Genomic DNA, 17,350 nt, shown 5'->3' with positions numbered 1-17,350 from the left:
ATTTTTACAGCAAATTGTCAGGTTTTTGCTTAAAATAGCCCTTCAATTTTTAAGTCAGGTTATCTCGTGGAATCATTCTGGATTTTAGGTTCGATTGCTTTTGCCCTGATGTTAGGCGCAATGAGTCCCGGGCCAACTTCTATTTATGTGGCAAAAAATTCAATTGCCATTTCACGTAAACATGGTTTATTTACTGCATTGGGTACTGGTCTCGGTGCAGCGATTTTTGGTCTGCTGGCGGTTCTCGGTTTGCAGGCATTTTTACTGGCTGTACCCTCAGCGTACCTGGCCTTAAAAATTTGTGGTGGTTTATATTTACTTTGGCTGGCGTTTAAAATCATTAAACATGCCAAAGATCCGATCGAAGCGGATACAACCATTAGCAAACAGATGTCTTTACGCCGTGCTTTTACCACTGGTTTAATCACACAGTTGTCCAATCCCAAAATTGCGATTGTGCTGGCCAGTATTTTTACCGCGTTATTGCCCAAAGAAATTCCAACGTATTTTTATTTTGTTTTGCCTGTCTTATGTTTCTTTATTGATGCAGGCTGGTGTTCACTAGTCGCAGTTGCATTATCTGCGGAAAAGCCACGTCGTGTTTATTTGAAGTTTAAGGCTTTGTTTGACCGCGCAGCAGGCGCAGTTATGACGGTACTTGGCTTAAAATTAATTTTTGGTATGAAGTAATTACTTCATCTAGATGCTCTGCTTATAAATAAAAAAAGCCCCTAGTCGTAGAGGCTTTTTTTATGTCTATTAAAAAGTATTTTCTTCCGAATTAGCAGAAATACGATGAATCGACAAGTCTGCACCATTGAACTCTTCTTCCTCAGTCAGGCGAATACCCATCAAAACCTTAAGCAGGCCATACACTAAAAAACCACCCGCCAAAGCAATGACAATCGCCAACACTGTACCTAGGAATTGTGAAATTAAAGACACTCCTCCCATTCCTCCAAGCCATTGCTGACCGAAAATACCCACAGCTAATCCGCCAAAAGCACCACAGACGCCATGTAAAGGCCAGACTCCCAATACATCATCTACTCTGAGTTTATTTTGGGTATAGGTAAAAAGTTTCACAAAAATAATGCCAGCGCTGATCCCGATAAAAAAAGCACCCAAAGGATGAACCACATCTGATCCGGCACAAATTGCCACCAGACTTGCTAAGGGACCATTATGCAGGAAGCCCGGGTCATCTTTCCCCGCAACTTTAGCTGCTATTGTTCCACCGACCATGGCCATCAAAGAGTTAATAGCGACCAGTCCAGAAATGGCATCCAGCCGCTGCGCGCTCATGACATTGAAGCCGAACCATCCCACAATCAGAATCCATGAACCCAAAGCCAAAAAAGGAATTGATGAAGGAGGATGCGCGGTGATCCGGCCATCATTTTTGTAACGGCCATGACGCGCACCAAGTAGGATTATTGCGGCAAGTGCCATCCAGCCGCCCATTGCATGAACGACAACTGAGCCGGCAAAATCATGAAAACTTGCACCAAATGCATGGGTCAGCCAATCCTGAAAACCAAGGTTGCCATTCCAGATCATACCCTCAAAAAACAGATAGATCAGCGCAACCAGAAATAATGTCGCTAAAGCCTGTGAACGCATTTTGGCACGCTCTGCAATCCCTCCAGAGATAATCGCTGGAATTGCTGCAGCAAAAGTCAACAGGAAAAAACAGCGCATCAGATTGTAGCCATGATCGGCAGACAAGGTTGCAGCATCATGGAAAAAGTGCTGACCGTAGGCAATATAGTAGCCCACTAAAAAATAGGCGATGGCGGAGATGGCAAAGTCGGTTAGAATTTTACTTAGGGCATTGACCTGGTTTTTATGTCGAACTGTTCCAAGCTCTAAAAAAGCAAATCCAGCATGCATGGCAAGCACTAGAACTGCACCGAGAAGAAGAAATAATAAGTCTATATTTTGCATGGTGCGTTCCAATTTAGTGCGCGGGATCACAAAAGAAAATCAGTATATAGAGGCAAATTGATTGTAGAAGAGGGCTAAGCAAGGGAAATTTTGATGAAGAATTTCTTGAAATTGATAAGACTCGATATAAAGCACGTTACTATTTTTTTGCACCAAACTAAGACATGGCGAGAGTTCATAAAATTCAGATTTATATTATATTTTTAGGTGTTTATATTTATCGTAAGAAAAACGGTGCTAAAAAAGCATGCTAAAGGTGCACGTAAAAAGTAAAAGATTTTTAAGAAAAAATTTAAAAATAAACGAAACTATTGCTTTTAAATTTCAAAGCGTCATTCAAGTTTTAAATTTACCAAGTCATAGGGAATCTGGCTGAAGGATATTTAAAATAAATGAAACCCTAAAAAATTAGGGTTTCATGCTTAGATAAAATTATTGAAGTATTCAATTAATCTTTAAAATGTACCGGAATCCATTGATAGCTTTTATTGTCTTTAGAATAAATATGTCCAATCCCCGGAAATGGCAAATGTGGTGCTGCTACCGTCTGACCATTTTTCGCATATTCAGCAAAATATTTTAAGCGGGTTTCGATCGCCTTTTTCGGATCGACATCAAAGTCAACGCCGGTCTGTGGGCGATCAAACTGCAGCGTATGTGAATGCACAATATCTCCAATAAACACCATCTGCTGACCTTGTGATTTTAAGCTAAAACCAAAATGCCCCGGTGTATGTCCAGCCGAACTGATGACATCGAAAGCATGGATTTTATCGCCAGTTTTAAAGGTTTTGAGCTGATTCTTGACCTGATAGGGGGCAATGGCTTTCTTGATTTTATCGACTGTGCCCAAAAAACCTGCCTGCTTGGCTTTTGGTAATTTGTCTGCTGTTTTAGAATTCATCCAGAAATCCAGTTCAGTTTGAGACACATAAATATTGGCATTGGGAAAATTGGCCACGCCATTATTGCTGATGCCGCATACATGGTCAGGATGCAAATGCGTGAGCAGGATGGCATTGACCTGTTCAGGTTTATGCCCTGAAGCCTGTAAATTGGAATACACTGAACCTAGGTGTGGACCATTACAGCTTGAAGTTCCGCTATCGACCAGAACCAGTTCTTTGGCTGTATTGACCAGAAAGGCATTCACGGATGTCTGGATGCCTTTGGCCTGATCGACGTAGTATTTTTTCAAGATCTGATCGGCTTGGGCTGCTGGAATATCTTTAAATAAGGCTTTGGACAGATAATTGGTGCCATCTAGCAGGGCAGTAATCTGGTAATCTCCGAAGTTATACTGATAATACCCCGGAACCTGTTTTTGTTGTTGGGTGCTAGAAACGGTTTGTGCATGTGTTTGAGAGATACCCGTCATTGAACCTAAAGCAAGCAGTGACATGACGAGAGAAGATGTGAAGTATTTCATGGCTATTCTTATGTAATTAAAGTCAATTCTATGTATTAGCACGGATGCCAGCAAAAAAGAATATGAATATATTTACCATTTTTTTAAATAGCAATGCCGATTTGGCATCTGTACTAAAAAATCAGTCTGAATCTGTATATTGATTTTTTGAAAGTAAAGAATTTATTTTTGATGAAAATATTATTATAAATAAAATGCTTAGATACATTTCACTTTTTATGAAAAGCTCGTTAACATGGGGTATTACGAACAAGCTTTGGGTGTCGCGATGAGTTTTTGGAAAAGAAAAAACAATGCCAGCTTTGTATTTTTCATTATTACCTTATATTCACTACTGGGCTTTGGACTGGGCTATGTGATTTGGGAATTTGTGTTGCAAGGCTAAGTGACCCAGCAATAAAAAAGCCTCTAGAGATAGAGGCTTTTTTATATTTATAACTTATTTAGCACATTCAGGCTGAGAACGGTCAATCACTTGAGTGCCTTCTACACGATAGCCAATCTGGCCAATAATAAATGCTTGATTAAGCTGAGTAATTACCACATCAGAAAGTGCAACAGCACAACGGTCTTTTTCAATTGCGCGATCTACTGCTGTTTTGAAGTTAGGAATACCAAGTGGGAATAAAATCACAGGAACTTTATCTTCACCTTTAATACGTTCACCTTTCACAAACTGGTTTGAGTTTAGGTTGTAGTTTTTAGTAGATGCAACTGTCATGTCAGCCATACGTACCGAACAACCTGTAAATGCAATTGTAGACATCGCTAGAACTGAAACTAATAATTTTTTCATGCTTACCCCGAATAATTATAAAAGAATAAAAAAGCGCATTGATTTTATATTGAAAATATTAAAAATCAAGAAAGTAAATTTAACTGATGATATAAAAAAGCCCCTACATACGTAGAGGCTTTTCTTTTCTCAAAACCTAAACTTAAGACACTTTATCACCCGGTTTAGCACCAGATTCAGGTGAAATCACCCAAACACCGTCGCCATTACCCGCAGCTAGCACCATACCGTTAGAGATCCCAAAACGCATTTTACGTGGCGCAAGGTTTGCCACCATCACCACCAGTTTACCTTTTAAGTCTTCAGGTTGGTAAAACTCACGAATACCACTGAACACATTACGTGGCTCAGCTTCACCAACGTTTAAAGTGAGTTGAAGCAGTTTGTCAGAACCTTCAACCGTAGCCGCTTCCAAAACTTCAGCCACACGCAGGTCAACTTTCATAAAATCATCAATATTAATGATTTCAGCTTCACCGACTTTAGGTTCAGCTTTCTTTTCAATCTTCTTCTCTTTTTTCTTCTCAGCTTTTGCTGGTTCAGCAGCAGGAGCAGCTAAAGAATCTTTAGATGCATCCACCATGGCAGCAACAGCTTTTGGATCTACACGTTGCATCAACGGTTGGAACAATGCAATTTCATGACCCACTAGAATGGTTTCGCGAGAAGCAAAATCGAAGCTTTCAAGTTGCAAGAAATCTTGAACCTGTTGAGCCAAAGTTGGCAATACAGGAGCTAAGTAAACTGCCAATTGGCGGAATAAATTAATACCTACAGAACATACATCATGGACCTGTTGTTCCTGACCATCTTGCTTCGCAAGTGCCCAAGGCTTTTTCTCGTCGATGTACTGGTTGGCTTTGTCTGCAAGCGCCATGATTTCACGAATCGCCGCCGAGAATTCACGTGCTTCATAAGCCTGAGCAATTGAACTCCCAGCATCAATAAAGCTTTGTACCAATTCAGGTTCAGCGCATATCGTGCTTAACTTGTTATCAAATTTGGTGTTGATGAATTTCGCACAACGGCTGGCAATATTCACGACTTTACCGACCAAATCTGAATTTACTTTCTGAACGAAATCATCAAGGTTCAGGTCAGAATCTTCAACTTTGTCAGAAAGTTTCGATGCGAAATAGTAGCGTAAATATTCAGGATTTAAATGCTCTAAATAGGTTTCAGCTTTAATAAAGGTGCCGCGAGATTTTGACATCTTTTGGCCATTTACAGTCAAGAAACCATTCACAAATAAACCTGATGGCGTACGGTAGTTTGCACCTTCAAGCATTGCCGGCCAGAACAGGGCGTGGAAATACACGATGTCTTTACCAATGAAGTGATACACCTCATTTTCAGAATCTTTTTTCCAGTAGTCGTCAAAATTCAATTCAGGGCGTTTGGCTTTGATGTAGTTTTCAAAGCTCGACATATAACCAATCGGTGCATCGACCCAAACATAGAAATATTTGTTTGGCGCATCTGGAATTTCAAAACCGAAGTATGGCGCATCACGTGAGATGTCCCAGTCGTTCAAGCCATTTTCAAACCATTCGTCCAGCTTGTTGGCAATCGATACCGGCAAGCGACCTTCATCACGAGTCCATTTTTGCAGGTATTCACCAAAATTTGGCAATTTAAAGAAGTAATGATCAGATGATTTTTCGACTGGAGTTGCGCCACTTAAAGTGGAATGCGGATTCAACAATTCTGTCGCATTATAAGTTGCACCGCAGACTTCACATGAGTCGCCGTACTGATCTTCCGCTTTACATTTCGGACAGGTGCCTTTAATGAAACGGTCTGACAGAAACATGCCTTTTTCAGGATCAAAAAGCTGGGTCACCGGGCGAACTGCAATATTGCCAGCATCACGGTTTTTCACATAGATTTCAGATGCACGGGCACGGTTGGTATCGCTATGTGTAGAATCATAATGATCGAAATGCACACCGAAACCGTCAAAGTCACGAATGTGTTCTTTTTGCACATTGGCAATTTGCGCTTCAGGTGAAATGCCATTCGCTTCGGCACGTAGCATGATCGCGGTTCCGTGAGCATCATCCGCACAGACATAAGTCACATCATGACCCATCGCACGCATGGCACGTACCCAAATATCTGCTTGGATATAGCCAAGTAAGTGACCCATATGAATCGGGCCATTGGCGTAAGGAAGGGCATTGGTGACTAAAATTTTACGCACGGATTCACTCTCTCATTCGTATTCATTATGCAATGGGCCATAATTTTACATGATGCCGAGGGGATTACAAAGAAATGCTTTGCTGAAACCCTGCGAATAGATGGACTTGGACAGCCCGAATACAAAAGCCTGCATCATCTTTAGCATATAGCTTTTCAATACAGATTTGACTCAGCTCATGCTACATCCTGCAAACAATAGCAACAACTTGTACAGGCTTTGTTGCAGTTTGCTTACTTCGCCCGATTCGCGTGATGCTTTGTGCTAAAAAAATGGCTGATTGTTTATATGATATGCCTAAGGAGGGTACCTCATGACTCAGCAGAACCAAAACAATACGTCGAAGCAAAATCAAGATAAAGAACAACATGCACGCGAATTGAATGATCAGCTTGCAAAAGAGCAAAAGCAAAACGAGCTGGATAAACAGCATAATCAGGAACATAAGAACGGGCAAAGTGCCCAGACCCATGCTGATCAGAAGTCTGATACCCAGCATAACGGTAAAGAGGAAAATGCTGAGCAATCAGCGCAAAAAGACAGTTCTCAAGAGAATCAGTCTGATAAAAAAACTGAAAGCTTTAAGATGGATGACTTAAAAGCCAAAGCGATAGCGATTGGTGAAGAGCTATTGCAAAAAGGTGAAAAGCTTCTGAATGAGCTGAAACATGGCAAATCTGACAACCAGCAAAATGCTGAGCAAGGTTCGGATGATGCGAAAAAAGCCAAAGCGGATCATACTTCTCAAGATAAGTCATCTAACAAGTCAGATAAACAAAATGCTAAAGATGGTCAGACCGATCAGCAGGCAGGTATGGCAAATTTAAAAGATGAAGCCATGCATAAGTTTGAAGATACCAGACAGAAAATCACAGACTTATTCAGCGAAGCCTCGGTTAAGTTCGCTGAGCTGAAACAGATGGCAACTGATACGATGAATAAAATGAAAGATAATCAATCGAAGGAAGGTGATTCTGATCAGCAGCAAGATGCCAAAGATACAGATTCAGAAAGCAACTCTCAGTCTAAAAAGGATGAATCGAAACAAGATCAGGATAAAAATACCAAGGATCAACAGGACAAATCTGAAAACAATAAAAATCATAAATAGTCTGTGATCGTTAAGCCACTTTAATCACAGAAGGTTAAAGTGGCTTAACACGCTCGAGATAAATAAAAAAAATTTATTACATCAAAATAGTCCATCTCTCTTTTCTTTCATTATTTCTATTCACCAAGATTCCATAAAATATTTCACAAAACCGAGTAAAATGGTTGGAAATTGAAGATATCTGTTTCATCTTCTCCAATACAGTGCTTAACCTTCGCCTAAAACCCCGTTAAACTAAGCGATTCAGATGTCGATCTACATTTTTGGAGTAACCTATGTCTTGGCTTTCTTCGCTTAAATCGGTTTTTTCGCCTTCCAAGGAGGTGAACGAAGAAGCTGTGCAAAACGTACTGCAAAACTATATCTTGCCAAATTCCAGCAATGCCTTGAAAGATCGTATTACGCAGGTCAATGTACAGGGTGAGATTCTGCAAATCACTTTGAATACCTATCCAGAAGAAAAAGCGCAGCTGCAACAGATTCATGATGAACTGGCGGAAGCTTTGCAAAAATGTGGTATTCAAGAACTGAATATGCATGTGATTCAGCAGAAAACTGGACATAAGAAAGAAGGGGGTTGCGGGCATAACCATGCTGAAGGTGAAAACTGTTCAAGCGAGCCTAAAGCGGAAGCAAAACCCAATCTTCCCCCTGTGGTTGATGCGTCGGCACAGCCTGCAAAAACAGAAGAAGCTGATCCAAATAATCCACCTATTCAAAAAGCTGCGCCGCAACAGCGTGATGTTCCAAAACACCCAAGGATTCAAAATGTGATTCTGGTGTCATCTGGTAAAGGTGGCGTAGGTAAATCGACCACGACTGTAAATCTGGCTTTGGCTCTACAGAAATTAGGCCTGCGCGTAGGCGTACTAGATGCCGATATTTACGGCCCAAGTATTCCGACTATGCTCGGCAATGCCGGCAAAACGCCAATGATCGAAGCAGAGCAGTTTGTCCCTATCGAAGCCTATGGGATGGCGGTATTATCAATTGGCCATTTAACTGGAGATCACAATACTCCAGTCGCCTGGCGTGGTCCAAAAGCCACGGGTGCATTAATGCAGTTATTCAATCAGACCCTATGGCCAGACCTTGATGTGCTGATGATTGATATGCCACCTGGCACAGGTGATATCCAGTTAACTCTCGCGCAGCGTATTCCGGTAACGGGCGCAGTAATTGTGACAACGCCACAAAACGTGGCCTTGCTGGATGCGACCAAAGGCATTGAATTGTTTAACCGCGTGCAGATTCCGATCATGGGCGTGATTGAAAACATGTCGACCCATATCTGCTCAAATTGTGGTTTTGAGGAACAGATTTTTGGTACAGGCGGTGGCGATAAACTGTCTGAGCAATATCAAGTCCCATTATTGGGTCGTTTACCTTTGGATGCTAAAATTCGTGAAAATGCCGATGCTGGAACGCCGTCAGTGATCGCGGGAGATGCTGCTGCAGAAAGCTATATGCTGATTGCAGAGAAAATTGCAGCGCAGTTACCTAAAGCAGAGAAAGACCATAGTCGAATTTTTTAATTCTACAGACAATTCAGATATTTAAGCCTTAGCTAAAAGCTAGGGCTTCTTATTTCTTATTTTTAAAATTAGCTCGATTTAAATGATCGAAATTGACTGAAATGACTATCGGGTGTTTATCCTGAAAGCTTATATAAACATTTGAATTAATTAAAATAAATAAATTTAAATTTTAGATCATATGTTCTCTTACAATTATTTTTTTGCAGCACTGACCGAATTCTTCTATGCTACTCGGATTAGAGCGAGGTCAAACTATGATTTCATGGTTTTTTATTGGTTTAGTGGCAACCATTCTTTTAACACCAGGCCCAACCAATACCTTATTGGCATCTTCAGGCATTCAAGTCGGATTTAAAAAAACATTTCGTTTAATTCCTGCGGAAGCCTTTGGTTATCTGATTGCCATTAGCTTATGGGGCATTCTGATCGGAAAAATTTCCGTTCATCTTCCGCTTTTACCGACCATTCTCAAACTTTTTAGTGCTGGCTATATTCTATTTCTCGCTGTGAAATTATGGCGGACTGCAGAAATAAGCGAAAATCTTGAAAATGTCTCGATTCGCGCACGAGAATTATTTTTGGCAACCTTGCTTAATCCTAAAGCACTTTTATTTGCCTCAGCGATCTTTCCTGTCATTGTCTGGAAAAGCGGCCAACATTATGTGACTCATATGCTGGTTTTCTTGCTTCTGTTGATCCCGATTGCATTCTTCTGGACTTTTCTGGGTTCAATCCTGGCCAGAAAAAACAGTCGCTGGCTCAATCAGAAAAACCTGCAGAAAACGGCTTCGCTGGTATTAATGAGCTTTTCTATTCCTTTAAGCTATTCTGCACTTTTAAGTTTATAAGCTGATCTCAATCAGCAATTTTTTGGCAACTTTAGCTCTAAGCCTTTCACTTATTTTCATTAGTGTCAATTTCAGTTAAAGTACGTCGCAATAACTTGTTCTTAAGATTTTTGGATTATATCAATGGCAATTAAGTCTGATCGTTGGATTCGCGAAATGAGCGAAAAACACGGCATGATTGAACCGTATGCAGAAAACCAGGTACGTTTGGATGAAAATGGTCAAAAGCTGATTTCGTATGGCGTATCCAGCTATGGTTATGACGTGCGTTGTGCACGTGAATTTAAAGTATTCACCAATGTGCATTCTGCAATTGTCGATCCGAAGAACTTTGATGAACGCAGCTTTATTGATATCGAGTCGGATGTCTGTATCATTCCGCCTAACTCGTTTGCTTTGGCGCGTACTATCGAATATTTCCGCATTCCACGTAATGTCTTGACCGTATGCTTGGGCAAGTCTACTTATGCGCGTTGTGGCATCATTGTTAACGTGACTCCGCTTGAGCCAGAGTGGGAAGGACACGTCACTTTAGAGTTTTCAAATACTACCAATCTTCCTGCGCGTATTTATGCAGGTGAAGGTGTAGCGCAGATGCTGTTTTTTGAATCTGATGAAGTCTGTGAAACCTCATATAAAGATCGTGGTGGTAAATATCAAGGTCAGACAGGCGTTACTTTGCCGAAGACCTAATTGTTTTAAAATATTGAATGACGGGACTTTATGTCCCGTTTATTTTTTTGAGATTTTCATTCATCGGAAACTGCTATTTTTCGCCTAATTGGCTTTGGCATCTGTATCAAAAATCAGCATAATGGATTCCGCATAGCCATAAAAAAGATGTAATGCATCATAAAAATTAAAGTTTGGCGGCTGGGAAGCTGAAGTATAAAGGTGCGGAGCATCGGATAAAAAGGAAAGAGTGAGATGACTCAGATAAAAGACATATTTAAATTTCGCAAAAGTTATTTAGCGATGACAATCGGTTTCAGCCTGTTGCCTTCTGCACATGCGATGCAGGAATTATCAGATTCTTCTCTTTCTAACACCACAGGTGAAGGTGTTGCGCTTGTTCTTGACGACTTCAAAATGGTGTTTCAAGGTCCTAAAGATCTTTCTGCTGGTTCCAGTTATGCCAGAGGCATTGAAAATCCCGGACAAGCAGATACAGGATTTATTCGTATTATTCCAACAGGAGAGAACTATAATCAGTTAGGTGAGCGTGCCTATAATAAAGTATATGATCGGGTTTATGCTAGTAATTATTTAAATGGTATTAGTGCCAATGCTAACCTGTATGTAAATACCTATACATCTAAATATATTCAATATAAAACAGATAATTACACATCAGTTTATAATGGTTTTAATACTACGGCTTTTAAAACGAGTGTTCGTACTGGTCTTGTCGAGGAAAAGCGCAGCTCTGATCTGATGCAACGCTATTATAACCAGCGCTATGATGATTATTACGATGGGAAAATTAGTCTTGTTAATGATGGTACAACTGTTAGACCAAATACTTTAGAGGCTACTTTATTGAATCAAGAAAAATCTGCTGAATTCGCATTGGCAAATACCTATGAAATGATCGAATTACTGTGGGGCAATCGAATAGGGACTTCGCTTAATAATGAGTGGACTCAAGCAGTAGGTGCGCGGAACAATGTGATTGATCCAAGAGTACCCATTATTGTTGAGGAAAGGACTCAAGAAAAATTAGCAATTGAAGCTGATAAATATGCATTGATTCAGGCTAAAAATGCAGTCATAGCTATGGAGCAGGCGGTGAAGGTAAGCGCAACCATTGCTGCCAAGGAGGCGGCAATGAATTCTTCAGTCAGTACGCTCCGTACTAAAGCCGATGTCTTTATTTATGGTTTGGCATTATCAAAAAGTGATGGCTCTCTAAGCACAAGATACAGTAACCAAGGCTTTAGTTGGGGATCAGCCGAAAATCCCTGGTTGTTTCGTGCAGGAACTGAAAATGTTAAACAGTTCAAGGACGCTGCTAAAGATGTAGGCTATATTGCTTTAGAAGCTCCATTAAGCCCGATTGCAGGTGTGGAAAGTGATAATAATATCAAGTTGGGTTTTTGGAGTGATATTTTTGCACGTGAGCTTAATTCCTCTAATGCTGTAGATCCTATAACAGGTGGGCCAATATCAGGACTTGATACGGATTACCGATTAAGAACCCAATTTGTTGCCAATGGTCTGAGTTTTAATGGCTCGCAAGTTCGGTTATTTCAAACCTTAGAATCTGACAATAAGAATTACAGCCAAACATTGGGTATGGCGAGTATTGTTCGTCTGAATACCAATGATCGACCAGAAACTCTAAGCAGTAGCGATAGTAATCTTAACAGTAAAGGTATTCGTCTCAGTACCGCAGCAAAAACAGATGCACTTGATGGTAATGTTCCAACCCCGGCCTTGAATGGAAGTGATGCTCCTATATTTCATGATTCTGAGGGTTTATATCTCTATAGTCCAAATATTAACTTGGTGCTTGGTAATATGTACCAGCCTTTCGTTGTCGGTTCAGAAGGCAATAATATTATTTTAGAAGTGACACGTATTCCCAATATTCCTGCTATTTATAATCAAATTTATCAAAATTATGGGGGCGGATTGGGTACAACCGATTTAAAGGGTTCTACCTGTAATGTCTATAGTTGTGGCACACCAATTAAAAATAATGTTTTAGATACTACTGCACTTTATCAAGGGCGTAATGCAACTCACAGTAGTATTGCCATAGGCACCACAGAACGGATTCCAGGAACAAATATGCTGCGAGCTAAGGATGGTGTTGATTCAACCGGCATTGTATTTAAAAGCATTGATGGCTCAAGTAAAAACTTTGGTTCGGCAGTCATTGATGGTGTGCTGATTCAACATTTAAAAATAAAAACCACAGGTCTATAAAGGAGTACGAACATGTCCAAATTATTGACTCTTTGTACACTGTTATGTACTGCGATGTTTAGCTATGCCGGATTAGAGGTTCTGGATCAGCAAGCATTAACTGATACCGTAGGACAGGGTGGAGCGGACCTGAACTGGACCTTATCCTTAAACCATATTTATGCTACCGATCTGTCTAAAGATACCATTTCCAAACTGGGAAGCGATGGCAATCCTTTAGACGTATTTTATGTGCTCGATCCGGACACTTGTGGGGAAAGTAGACAGTTTTGCCGATTAGCAATTGCACCGAATAATCATATGGATGCCAATGGAAATAAAAAGTGGTTAGTGTTTAAAGGCATTCAAGGCACGATTCAGATTGATAAGTTTTCGATCGATGGAACAACCATCATTAATCATCGTAATGAACCACAAACGGCGATGCAAATTACCTTTTATGATCACCAGCCTTTAAAGATCCGTAATTTAGGCTTTAATACAGTTTCCATTGAAACGGGTACAGGTGCTGGCGCCTTGGAAGGTTATGCCAATACAGGTGTTTATAGTACGTATACAGGGCGTACCTATAATGCCGATGGAACTTATACAACCGCGCCCCAAGATGTTCCTTCATTTGATAAAGGTGCTGAAAAAGGATTTATGGGGTTGAACGTTCATGGAAATCTGCATACGTCAGGCAATTTGAAAATATTTGGTTATAACTGTACAGGTGGAGCACAAAGTCGTTGTTAGTAACAACGTCAAGTACAGCATAAGGATATATAAATGAAAAAAACAACAATAAAGTTGAAATTGCTAACAGTATGCATGTGTCTTATACAACAAAGTTATGCACTTGAAACTATTGAAGAGCAAGAATTGAGTGAAGTCACTGGACAAGATGGTATGGTGATTACTCATGAAATTTCTAAAGCCAGTATTGCTCAAGCCAATTGGTATGATCCAAATCCAACTGCCAACACTAAAATGGGTTTAGGTCTACATAATGTTGAGATTATTGGAAAAGATAATAAACCAATCATTAGTCAACTTGAAATAGATGTAGGTGCCACTTCACAAGGGGCAGGACTTCGGCTAGCTGCAAGTGTTTCACCGTTTCAAGCCACTGCAGATTTAAAATTGGTAAAGATCGCCTGTACGACCAATCCATGTAGTCAATCTGCGAATAGTATTCGGACTACGGGTACTCAATCTAATCAAACTTTGGGTGCATTAGGGATTAGTACCTCTACACCGCTTAGTGTGCTATTACAAACCAGTGCAGGTCTATTTAATAAAGATTCAATTGCCAGTATCGATTTTCAACTTAAAAATGCCACGATTAGTCATAAATTAGGCGAAAATAGTCTGATTTTGAATGACTTTAACTTTAACTTCGCGGGTCAAGGATATATGTACATTGACCCGGATGAAGGCGTGGTACTCACCACACGAAATGGCAGTCAAGATCATTATGTGGATCTAAAGCGTGCTGAAGATATTACTGATATCGCGGCTGGCCGGGTTAATCCGACCAATCCAGGGGTTAATATTGACCTGCGTTATAATACGCCAAATAATGAACGCAAAAATATTATGCGTTTAGGAGCTTCGGGTGCAGTCACTAACGCAAGATTATCCATGAGTGCAGATCAAACCCAGATAGGTACTTTTGATGTTAGTAACAAGGTGAATGGTGTACTAGAACGTCAGGACAAAGCTGCAACAGGTTACAGTGGCCTGGTCGGAGAAGGTGGGTTGAATCTAGGCTTGTCTGCATATTTTACAGGTACTAATAGTACCGGGCTTCCAGCAACTATGGCACCTACAACATTTGAGATTGGTCATACCGGTAAGGGAAGCCATGCTGTGCAATTCTCCAAGCTCAGACCCTTGACTACACGTAATGCTGCCGGTGCTTTACACGGTAAAAATGCTTATATCGACTTTGGAAATATATATATAAATACCATTACTGCAAAAAGTCTCGATTTCATAATCAATGAAAATATGCAAAAGACTTTAGGTAGTAGTAGCACTGTACTTAAACAGACACTCAGTACCACCACGAATGGAGAGGATTTTGCCTATATCGCCGTACGTGGAATGGATTTTCAGTCCATTGCTGCTAAAGCACGTTTCATATCAGATAACTCTTTGGCGGAAATTGGTGGCGATGGTGGTTCATGGGGAATCGGTATTCCTATTTATAATTTAAATGCCAATGTTGCCTTGTCTGGAACGACTTATGGAACAAACAATAAGCAGGCAATTGCTTATAACATGATGGTATCCACAGAAGGCTATGGAATTGACAAGAAAACCGGTTTACCAAGCACAACCTCGATTATATTGATTGATGGCAAGAATGGCGATCATGGTGAGGCTGTTAACTATTATGCTGGTTTTAGGAATATCGATGCTTTGATCAAGTCAGAAGGGATTATTAGTTATAAAGATGAAGGTATTTATATTCGCGCTGATAAGCTGCTGATTGGAGCCAAAGCTGAGCTTGCGATTGGTCAATTACCAGGATCTAAATATAATTGTACCAATGCATCGATCGCTAAATGCGGGAGCTATGTGCCTCATGATAATTTTTCTAAACGTGATGATGTCCTGACTAATATTGCTTTTAAACTTGATGGAAACGGCGAGCTCCTCATCATTCCAGGAGTGGATCCGACCAGCGATTCACCAGATACCAACTTCCTGTCATTTGATGCAAATTTTAAGTTTAGACCCCTTACCGCAGAAGAAACTGCAAATAAAGATAATCTGGGCAGCTATTTTAGTATCACCAATGAAGATATTGATTCAACCGGGGTATTAAAAACTTCGTCAATTAACTTTAACCGGATGGAAGGTCATTTGGGTGTCAAAGCAAAAGTTCGTGTCAGTGCAGATACAGTGACTTTGGATAATCAGGTCAAACTTAATTATAAAGATAATATCGCTACCCCATTTAAAACCAATTTCGCCATGGCAACCAATGGTAATATGCAAAACATGGCAAGTATTGCACTGACGGGTGGAACCATTCGTAGCACGATGGGAATCACACCACGTTAATAAGAATATTAGGACGTTAAAATGAAAAAAATACTTTTGAATAGTCTGGCTTTGGCAATGTGCGTGATTACACAACAAAGTTTTGCAATGACAGCTTTAGATGATGACGCTTTATCTGCAGTTGATGCGCAAGCATTATTAAATCTAGAAAATGCTTATGATTCATCTCAAGGGATTAACTTTCATAAGCTGAGCGTTGAGGCTTTGATGGAGTTAAATGTTAATATTAAAACTTTACAGCTCGGTTGTGGTGGAACTAATAACAGTATCGGCAATAAGAATGGTTGTGACATTGATATTTCCAACTTAGCATTAAGTGGATTAAATACCAGTCTTGATGTTAAAGGTAATCCAGTCTTTTCAGGTGATCGGGCTAACACTAGTGCCAGTATAAATAATCCTTTTATTGAATTTGCGATTAAAAATGGCGGAAGTGCCTCTACCCGAGAAGTAGTGGGTTTTCGCTTAGGTGCAGATAAAATTGTCGGACTTTTGACCATGGGAACTGATAACGTTGAGAATCCGAATGATGGTCTCAAAAGTTTTAGTGGCTATATGAAAATGGCGCAAACCACGGGTGAGTCTGTAACAAAAGCGGGAACGTTTGGGGTTGCGGATGACCAGAAAATTTCAGGAAATTTGAAAGCACTCGGACAAACAAGAAAATTCACGAGTAAGCCGGGTGCTGATGGTCATACGGGTATTACGGTGCCTTCCATGCGGGTGGACTTTACCATGCCTGAGACTATTGTAACCGGACAACGACTAAAGTCGGCAACTGTGAAGAATATTCGTTCCAGTATTGCCTCGATTCCTTTGGCAGCACCTGTATCGGGCTCAAGTTTACCAAATGATGTGATTGGTACACCAAATTTTTCAAATGATAAATTGTATGTTGAATTTCCGGCTTTAATTAGCTTTTTAGGATTAAATCTTGGTGAACACTCCTTCTTTCAAATGGGTGCAGGTTCAAGTCTGGATAATCTGAATATGGACATTACCTTTGTCCAAGCTTTGAACATGATTCATAATATTCCTTTAAATGGTACAGGCGGCTATTTATCGTTACAAAGTCAAAATGTACATTGGCAAGGAGCAGATGCAGCTGATATTGCCAAACCAGGTTGGTGGATGTCTTTTAAAGATCCGGTCCAACTAGGGGTATTAAAAACCACAGATGAAATTGATATTTCATTTGTATTACCTCAAGTTGCCACAGCTATTTCGGAATTCCTGTTACGTCCTGAAAATTTGATTGATGTAAATGTAGGTGAAGCTTTAGGTTCGCTTGCAAATGTGCCAGTGGTACGTAAATTAAATATTGATGTGGGAAGGTTTACGAATTATGCAACAGGGACTCCAGCAACCTTAACCTTAATGGATAAGTTGCTACAAAACCAGAATGTGACTTCAAACTGCTTTGGCGGTCATAAGTTCTGTTAATCCAGAAGAAAATCTGAGAAGTATAAAAAAATCCCGCAATATGCGGGATT

Annotated in this window: 14 protein-coding genes; 10 read left to right on the top strand and 4 right to left on the bottom strand. The window is 40.3% G+C overall.

The genetic code is table 11. From position 1 onward, the window contains the following. The first annotated feature begins 66 nt into the window (after positions 1-66). A complete protein-coding gene (locus I6L24_RS00240) occupies positions 67-690 on the top strand; it encodes a LysE family translocator (protein ID WP_004280739.1) in 624 nt (207 codons plus the stop codon). Positions 691-759: 69 nt separating this feature from the next. Here the strand turns inward: I6L24_RS00240 and I6L24_RS00235 are convergent, their stop codons facing one another. Beyond that, positions 760-1,947, bottom strand: a complete 1,188-nt coding sequence (locus tag I6L24_RS00235) for an ammonium transporter (RefSeq protein WP_216986257.1) — start codon at positions 1,945-1,947, stop codon at positions 760-762. A gap of 448 nt (positions 1,948-2,395) precedes the next feature. Continuing rightward, positions 2,396-3,376: an MBL fold metallo-hydrolase gene (locus I6L24_RS00230; RefSeq protein WP_034436281.1), complete on the bottom strand. Its 981-nt coding sequence runs from the start codon at positions 3,374-3,376 to the stop codon at positions 2,396-2,398. Positions 3,377-3,644: 268 nt separating this feature from the next. Between I6L24_RS00230 and I6L24_RS00225 the strand changes: the two genes are divergently transcribed. Continuing rightward, entirely contained in the window at positions 3,645-3,761 is a 117-nt protein-coding gene (locus I6L24_RS00225) for a hypothetical protein (RefSeq protein WP_086044934.1), read from the top strand. Positions 3,762-3,815: 54 nt separating this feature from the next. Here I6L24_RS00225 and I6L24_RS00220 read toward each other — a convergent pair whose 3' ends face one another. Both I6L24_RS00220 and metG read right to left on the bottom strand, forming a co-directional pair. Next, a complete protein-coding gene (locus I6L24_RS00220; protein ID WP_216986256.1) occupies positions 3,816-4,172 on the bottom strand; it encodes a hypothetical protein in 357 nt (118 codons plus the stop codon). Between the two features lie 142 nt (positions 4,173-4,314). Beyond that, positions 4,315-6,375 (bottom strand): methionine--tRNA ligase, encoded by a 2,061-nt coding sequence (gene metG, locus I6L24_RS00215; RefSeq protein ID WP_004280733.1) that lies wholly within the window; start codon positions 6,373-6,375, stop codon positions 4,315-4,317. A gap of 313 nt (positions 6,376-6,688) precedes the next feature. Here metG and I6L24_RS00210 point away from each other — a divergent pair, with 313 nt between their 5' ends. The 8 genes from I6L24_RS00210 to I6L24_RS00175 all read left to right on the top strand — a co-directional run bounded on the left by I6L24_RS00210 (position 6,689) and on the right by I6L24_RS00175 (position 17,300). Next, positions 6,689-7,486, top strand: coding sequence for a putative sodium/potassium/calcium exchanger (locus I6L24_RS00210; RefSeq protein ID WP_004280731.1), 798 nt, complete (start codon positions 6,689-6,691; stop codon positions 7,484-7,486). Between the two features lie 275 nt (positions 7,487-7,761). After that, a complete protein-coding gene (apbC, locus tag I6L24_RS00205; RefSeq protein ID WP_004645854.1) occupies positions 7,762-9,021 on the top strand; it encodes an iron-sulfur cluster carrier protein ApbC in 1,260 nt (419 codons plus the stop codon). 257 nt (positions 9,022-9,278) lie between these two features. Next, positions 9,279-9,872: a LysE family translocator gene (locus I6L24_RS00200; RefSeq protein ID WP_004732019.1), complete on the top strand. Its 594-nt coding sequence runs from the start codon at positions 9,279-9,281 to the stop codon at positions 9,870-9,872. A 123-nt stretch (positions 9,873-9,995) separates the two neighbouring features. Next, on the top strand, positions 9,996-10,565 hold the full coding sequence (dcd, locus tag I6L24_RS00195; protein ID WP_004280726.1) for a dCTP deaminase: 570 nt from the start codon (positions 9,996-9,998) through the stop codon (positions 10,563-10,565). A 234-nt stretch (positions 10,566-10,799) separates the two neighbouring features. Continuing rightward, positions 10,800-12,803 carry a hypothetical protein gene (locus I6L24_RS00190; RefSeq protein WP_216986255.1) on the top strand — a complete coding sequence of 668 codons (2,004 nt, stop codon included), beginning with the start codon at positions 10,800-10,802 and terminating at the stop codon, positions 12,801-12,803. A gap of 12 nt (positions 12,804-12,815) precedes the next feature. Continuing rightward, positions 12,816-13,538, top strand: a complete 723-nt coding sequence (locus I6L24_RS00185) for a hypothetical protein (RefSeq protein ID WP_216986254.1) — start codon at positions 12,816-12,818, stop codon at positions 13,536-13,538. Positions 13,539-13,571: 33 nt separating this feature from the next. Then, positions 13,572-15,857 (top strand): hypothetical protein, encoded by a 2,286-nt coding sequence (locus tag I6L24_RS00180; RefSeq protein ID WP_216986253.1) that lies wholly within the window; start codon positions 13,572-13,574, stop codon positions 15,855-15,857. Positions 15,858-15,878: 21 nt separating this feature from the next. Further along, positions 15,879-17,300, top strand: a complete 1,422-nt coding sequence (locus I6L24_RS00175; protein WP_216986252.1) for a hypothetical protein — start codon at positions 15,879-15,881, stop codon at positions 17,298-17,300. The last annotated feature ends 50 nt before the right edge of the window (positions 17,301-17,350 follow it).

The sequence above is a fragment of the Acinetobacter lwoffii genome, assembly GCF_019048525.1.
Classification (GTDB): Bacteria; Pseudomonadota; Gammaproteobacteria; order Pseudomonadales; family Moraxellaceae; genus Acinetobacter; species Acinetobacter lwoffii_K.
Note: the sequence above shows the minus strand (reverse complement) of the source record. Positions and strands in the feature narration are given on the sequence as shown.

Bases quoted from the DNA above. Each gene is read 5' to 3' on its own strand.
- I6L24_RS00190 (WP_216986255.1), top strand. From the start codon at position 10,800: ATGACTCAGATAAAAGACATATTTAAATTTCGCAAAAGTTATTTAGCG.
- I6L24_RS00220 (WP_216986256.1), bottom strand. From the start codon at position 4,172: ATGAAAAAATTATTAGTTTCAGTTCTAGCGATGTCTACAATTGCATTT.
- I6L24_RS00175 (WP_216986252.1), top strand. From the start codon at position 15,879: ATGAAAAAAATACTTTTGAATAGTCTGGCTTTGGCAATGTGCGTGATT.
- I6L24_RS00185 (WP_216986254.1), top strand. From the start codon at position 12,816: ATGTCCAAATTATTGACTCTTTGTACACTGTTATGTACTGCGATGTTT.
- I6L24_RS00225 (WP_086044934.1), top strand. From the start codon at position 3,645: ATGAGTTTTTGGAAAAGAAAAAACAATGCCAGCTTTGTATTTTTCATT.
- dcd (WP_004280726.1), top strand. From the start codon at position 9,996: ATGGCAATTAAGTCTGATCGTTGGATTCGCGAAATGAGCGAAAAACAC.
- I6L24_RS00210 (WP_004280731.1), top strand. From the start codon at position 6,689: ATGACTCAGCAGAACCAAAACAATACGTCGAAGCAAAATCAAGATAAA.
- I6L24_RS00180 (WP_216986253.1), top strand. From the start codon at position 13,572: ATGAAAAAAACAACAATAAAGTTGAAATTGCTAACAGTATGCATGTGT.
- apbC (WP_004645854.1), top strand. From the start codon at position 7,762: ATGTCTTGGCTTTCTTCGCTTAAATCGGTTTTTTCGCCTTCCAAGGAG.
- I6L24_RS00235 (WP_216986257.1), bottom strand. From the start codon at position 1,947: ATGCAAAATATAGACTTATTATTTCTTCTTCTCGGTGCAGTTCTAGTG.
- I6L24_RS00200 (WP_004732019.1), top strand. From the start codon at position 9,279: ATGATTTCATGGTTTTTTATTGGTTTAGTGGCAACCATTCTTTTAACA.
- I6L24_RS00230 (WP_034436281.1), bottom strand. From the start codon at position 3,376: ATGAAATACTTCACATCTTCTCTCGTCATGTCACTGCTTGCTTTAGGT.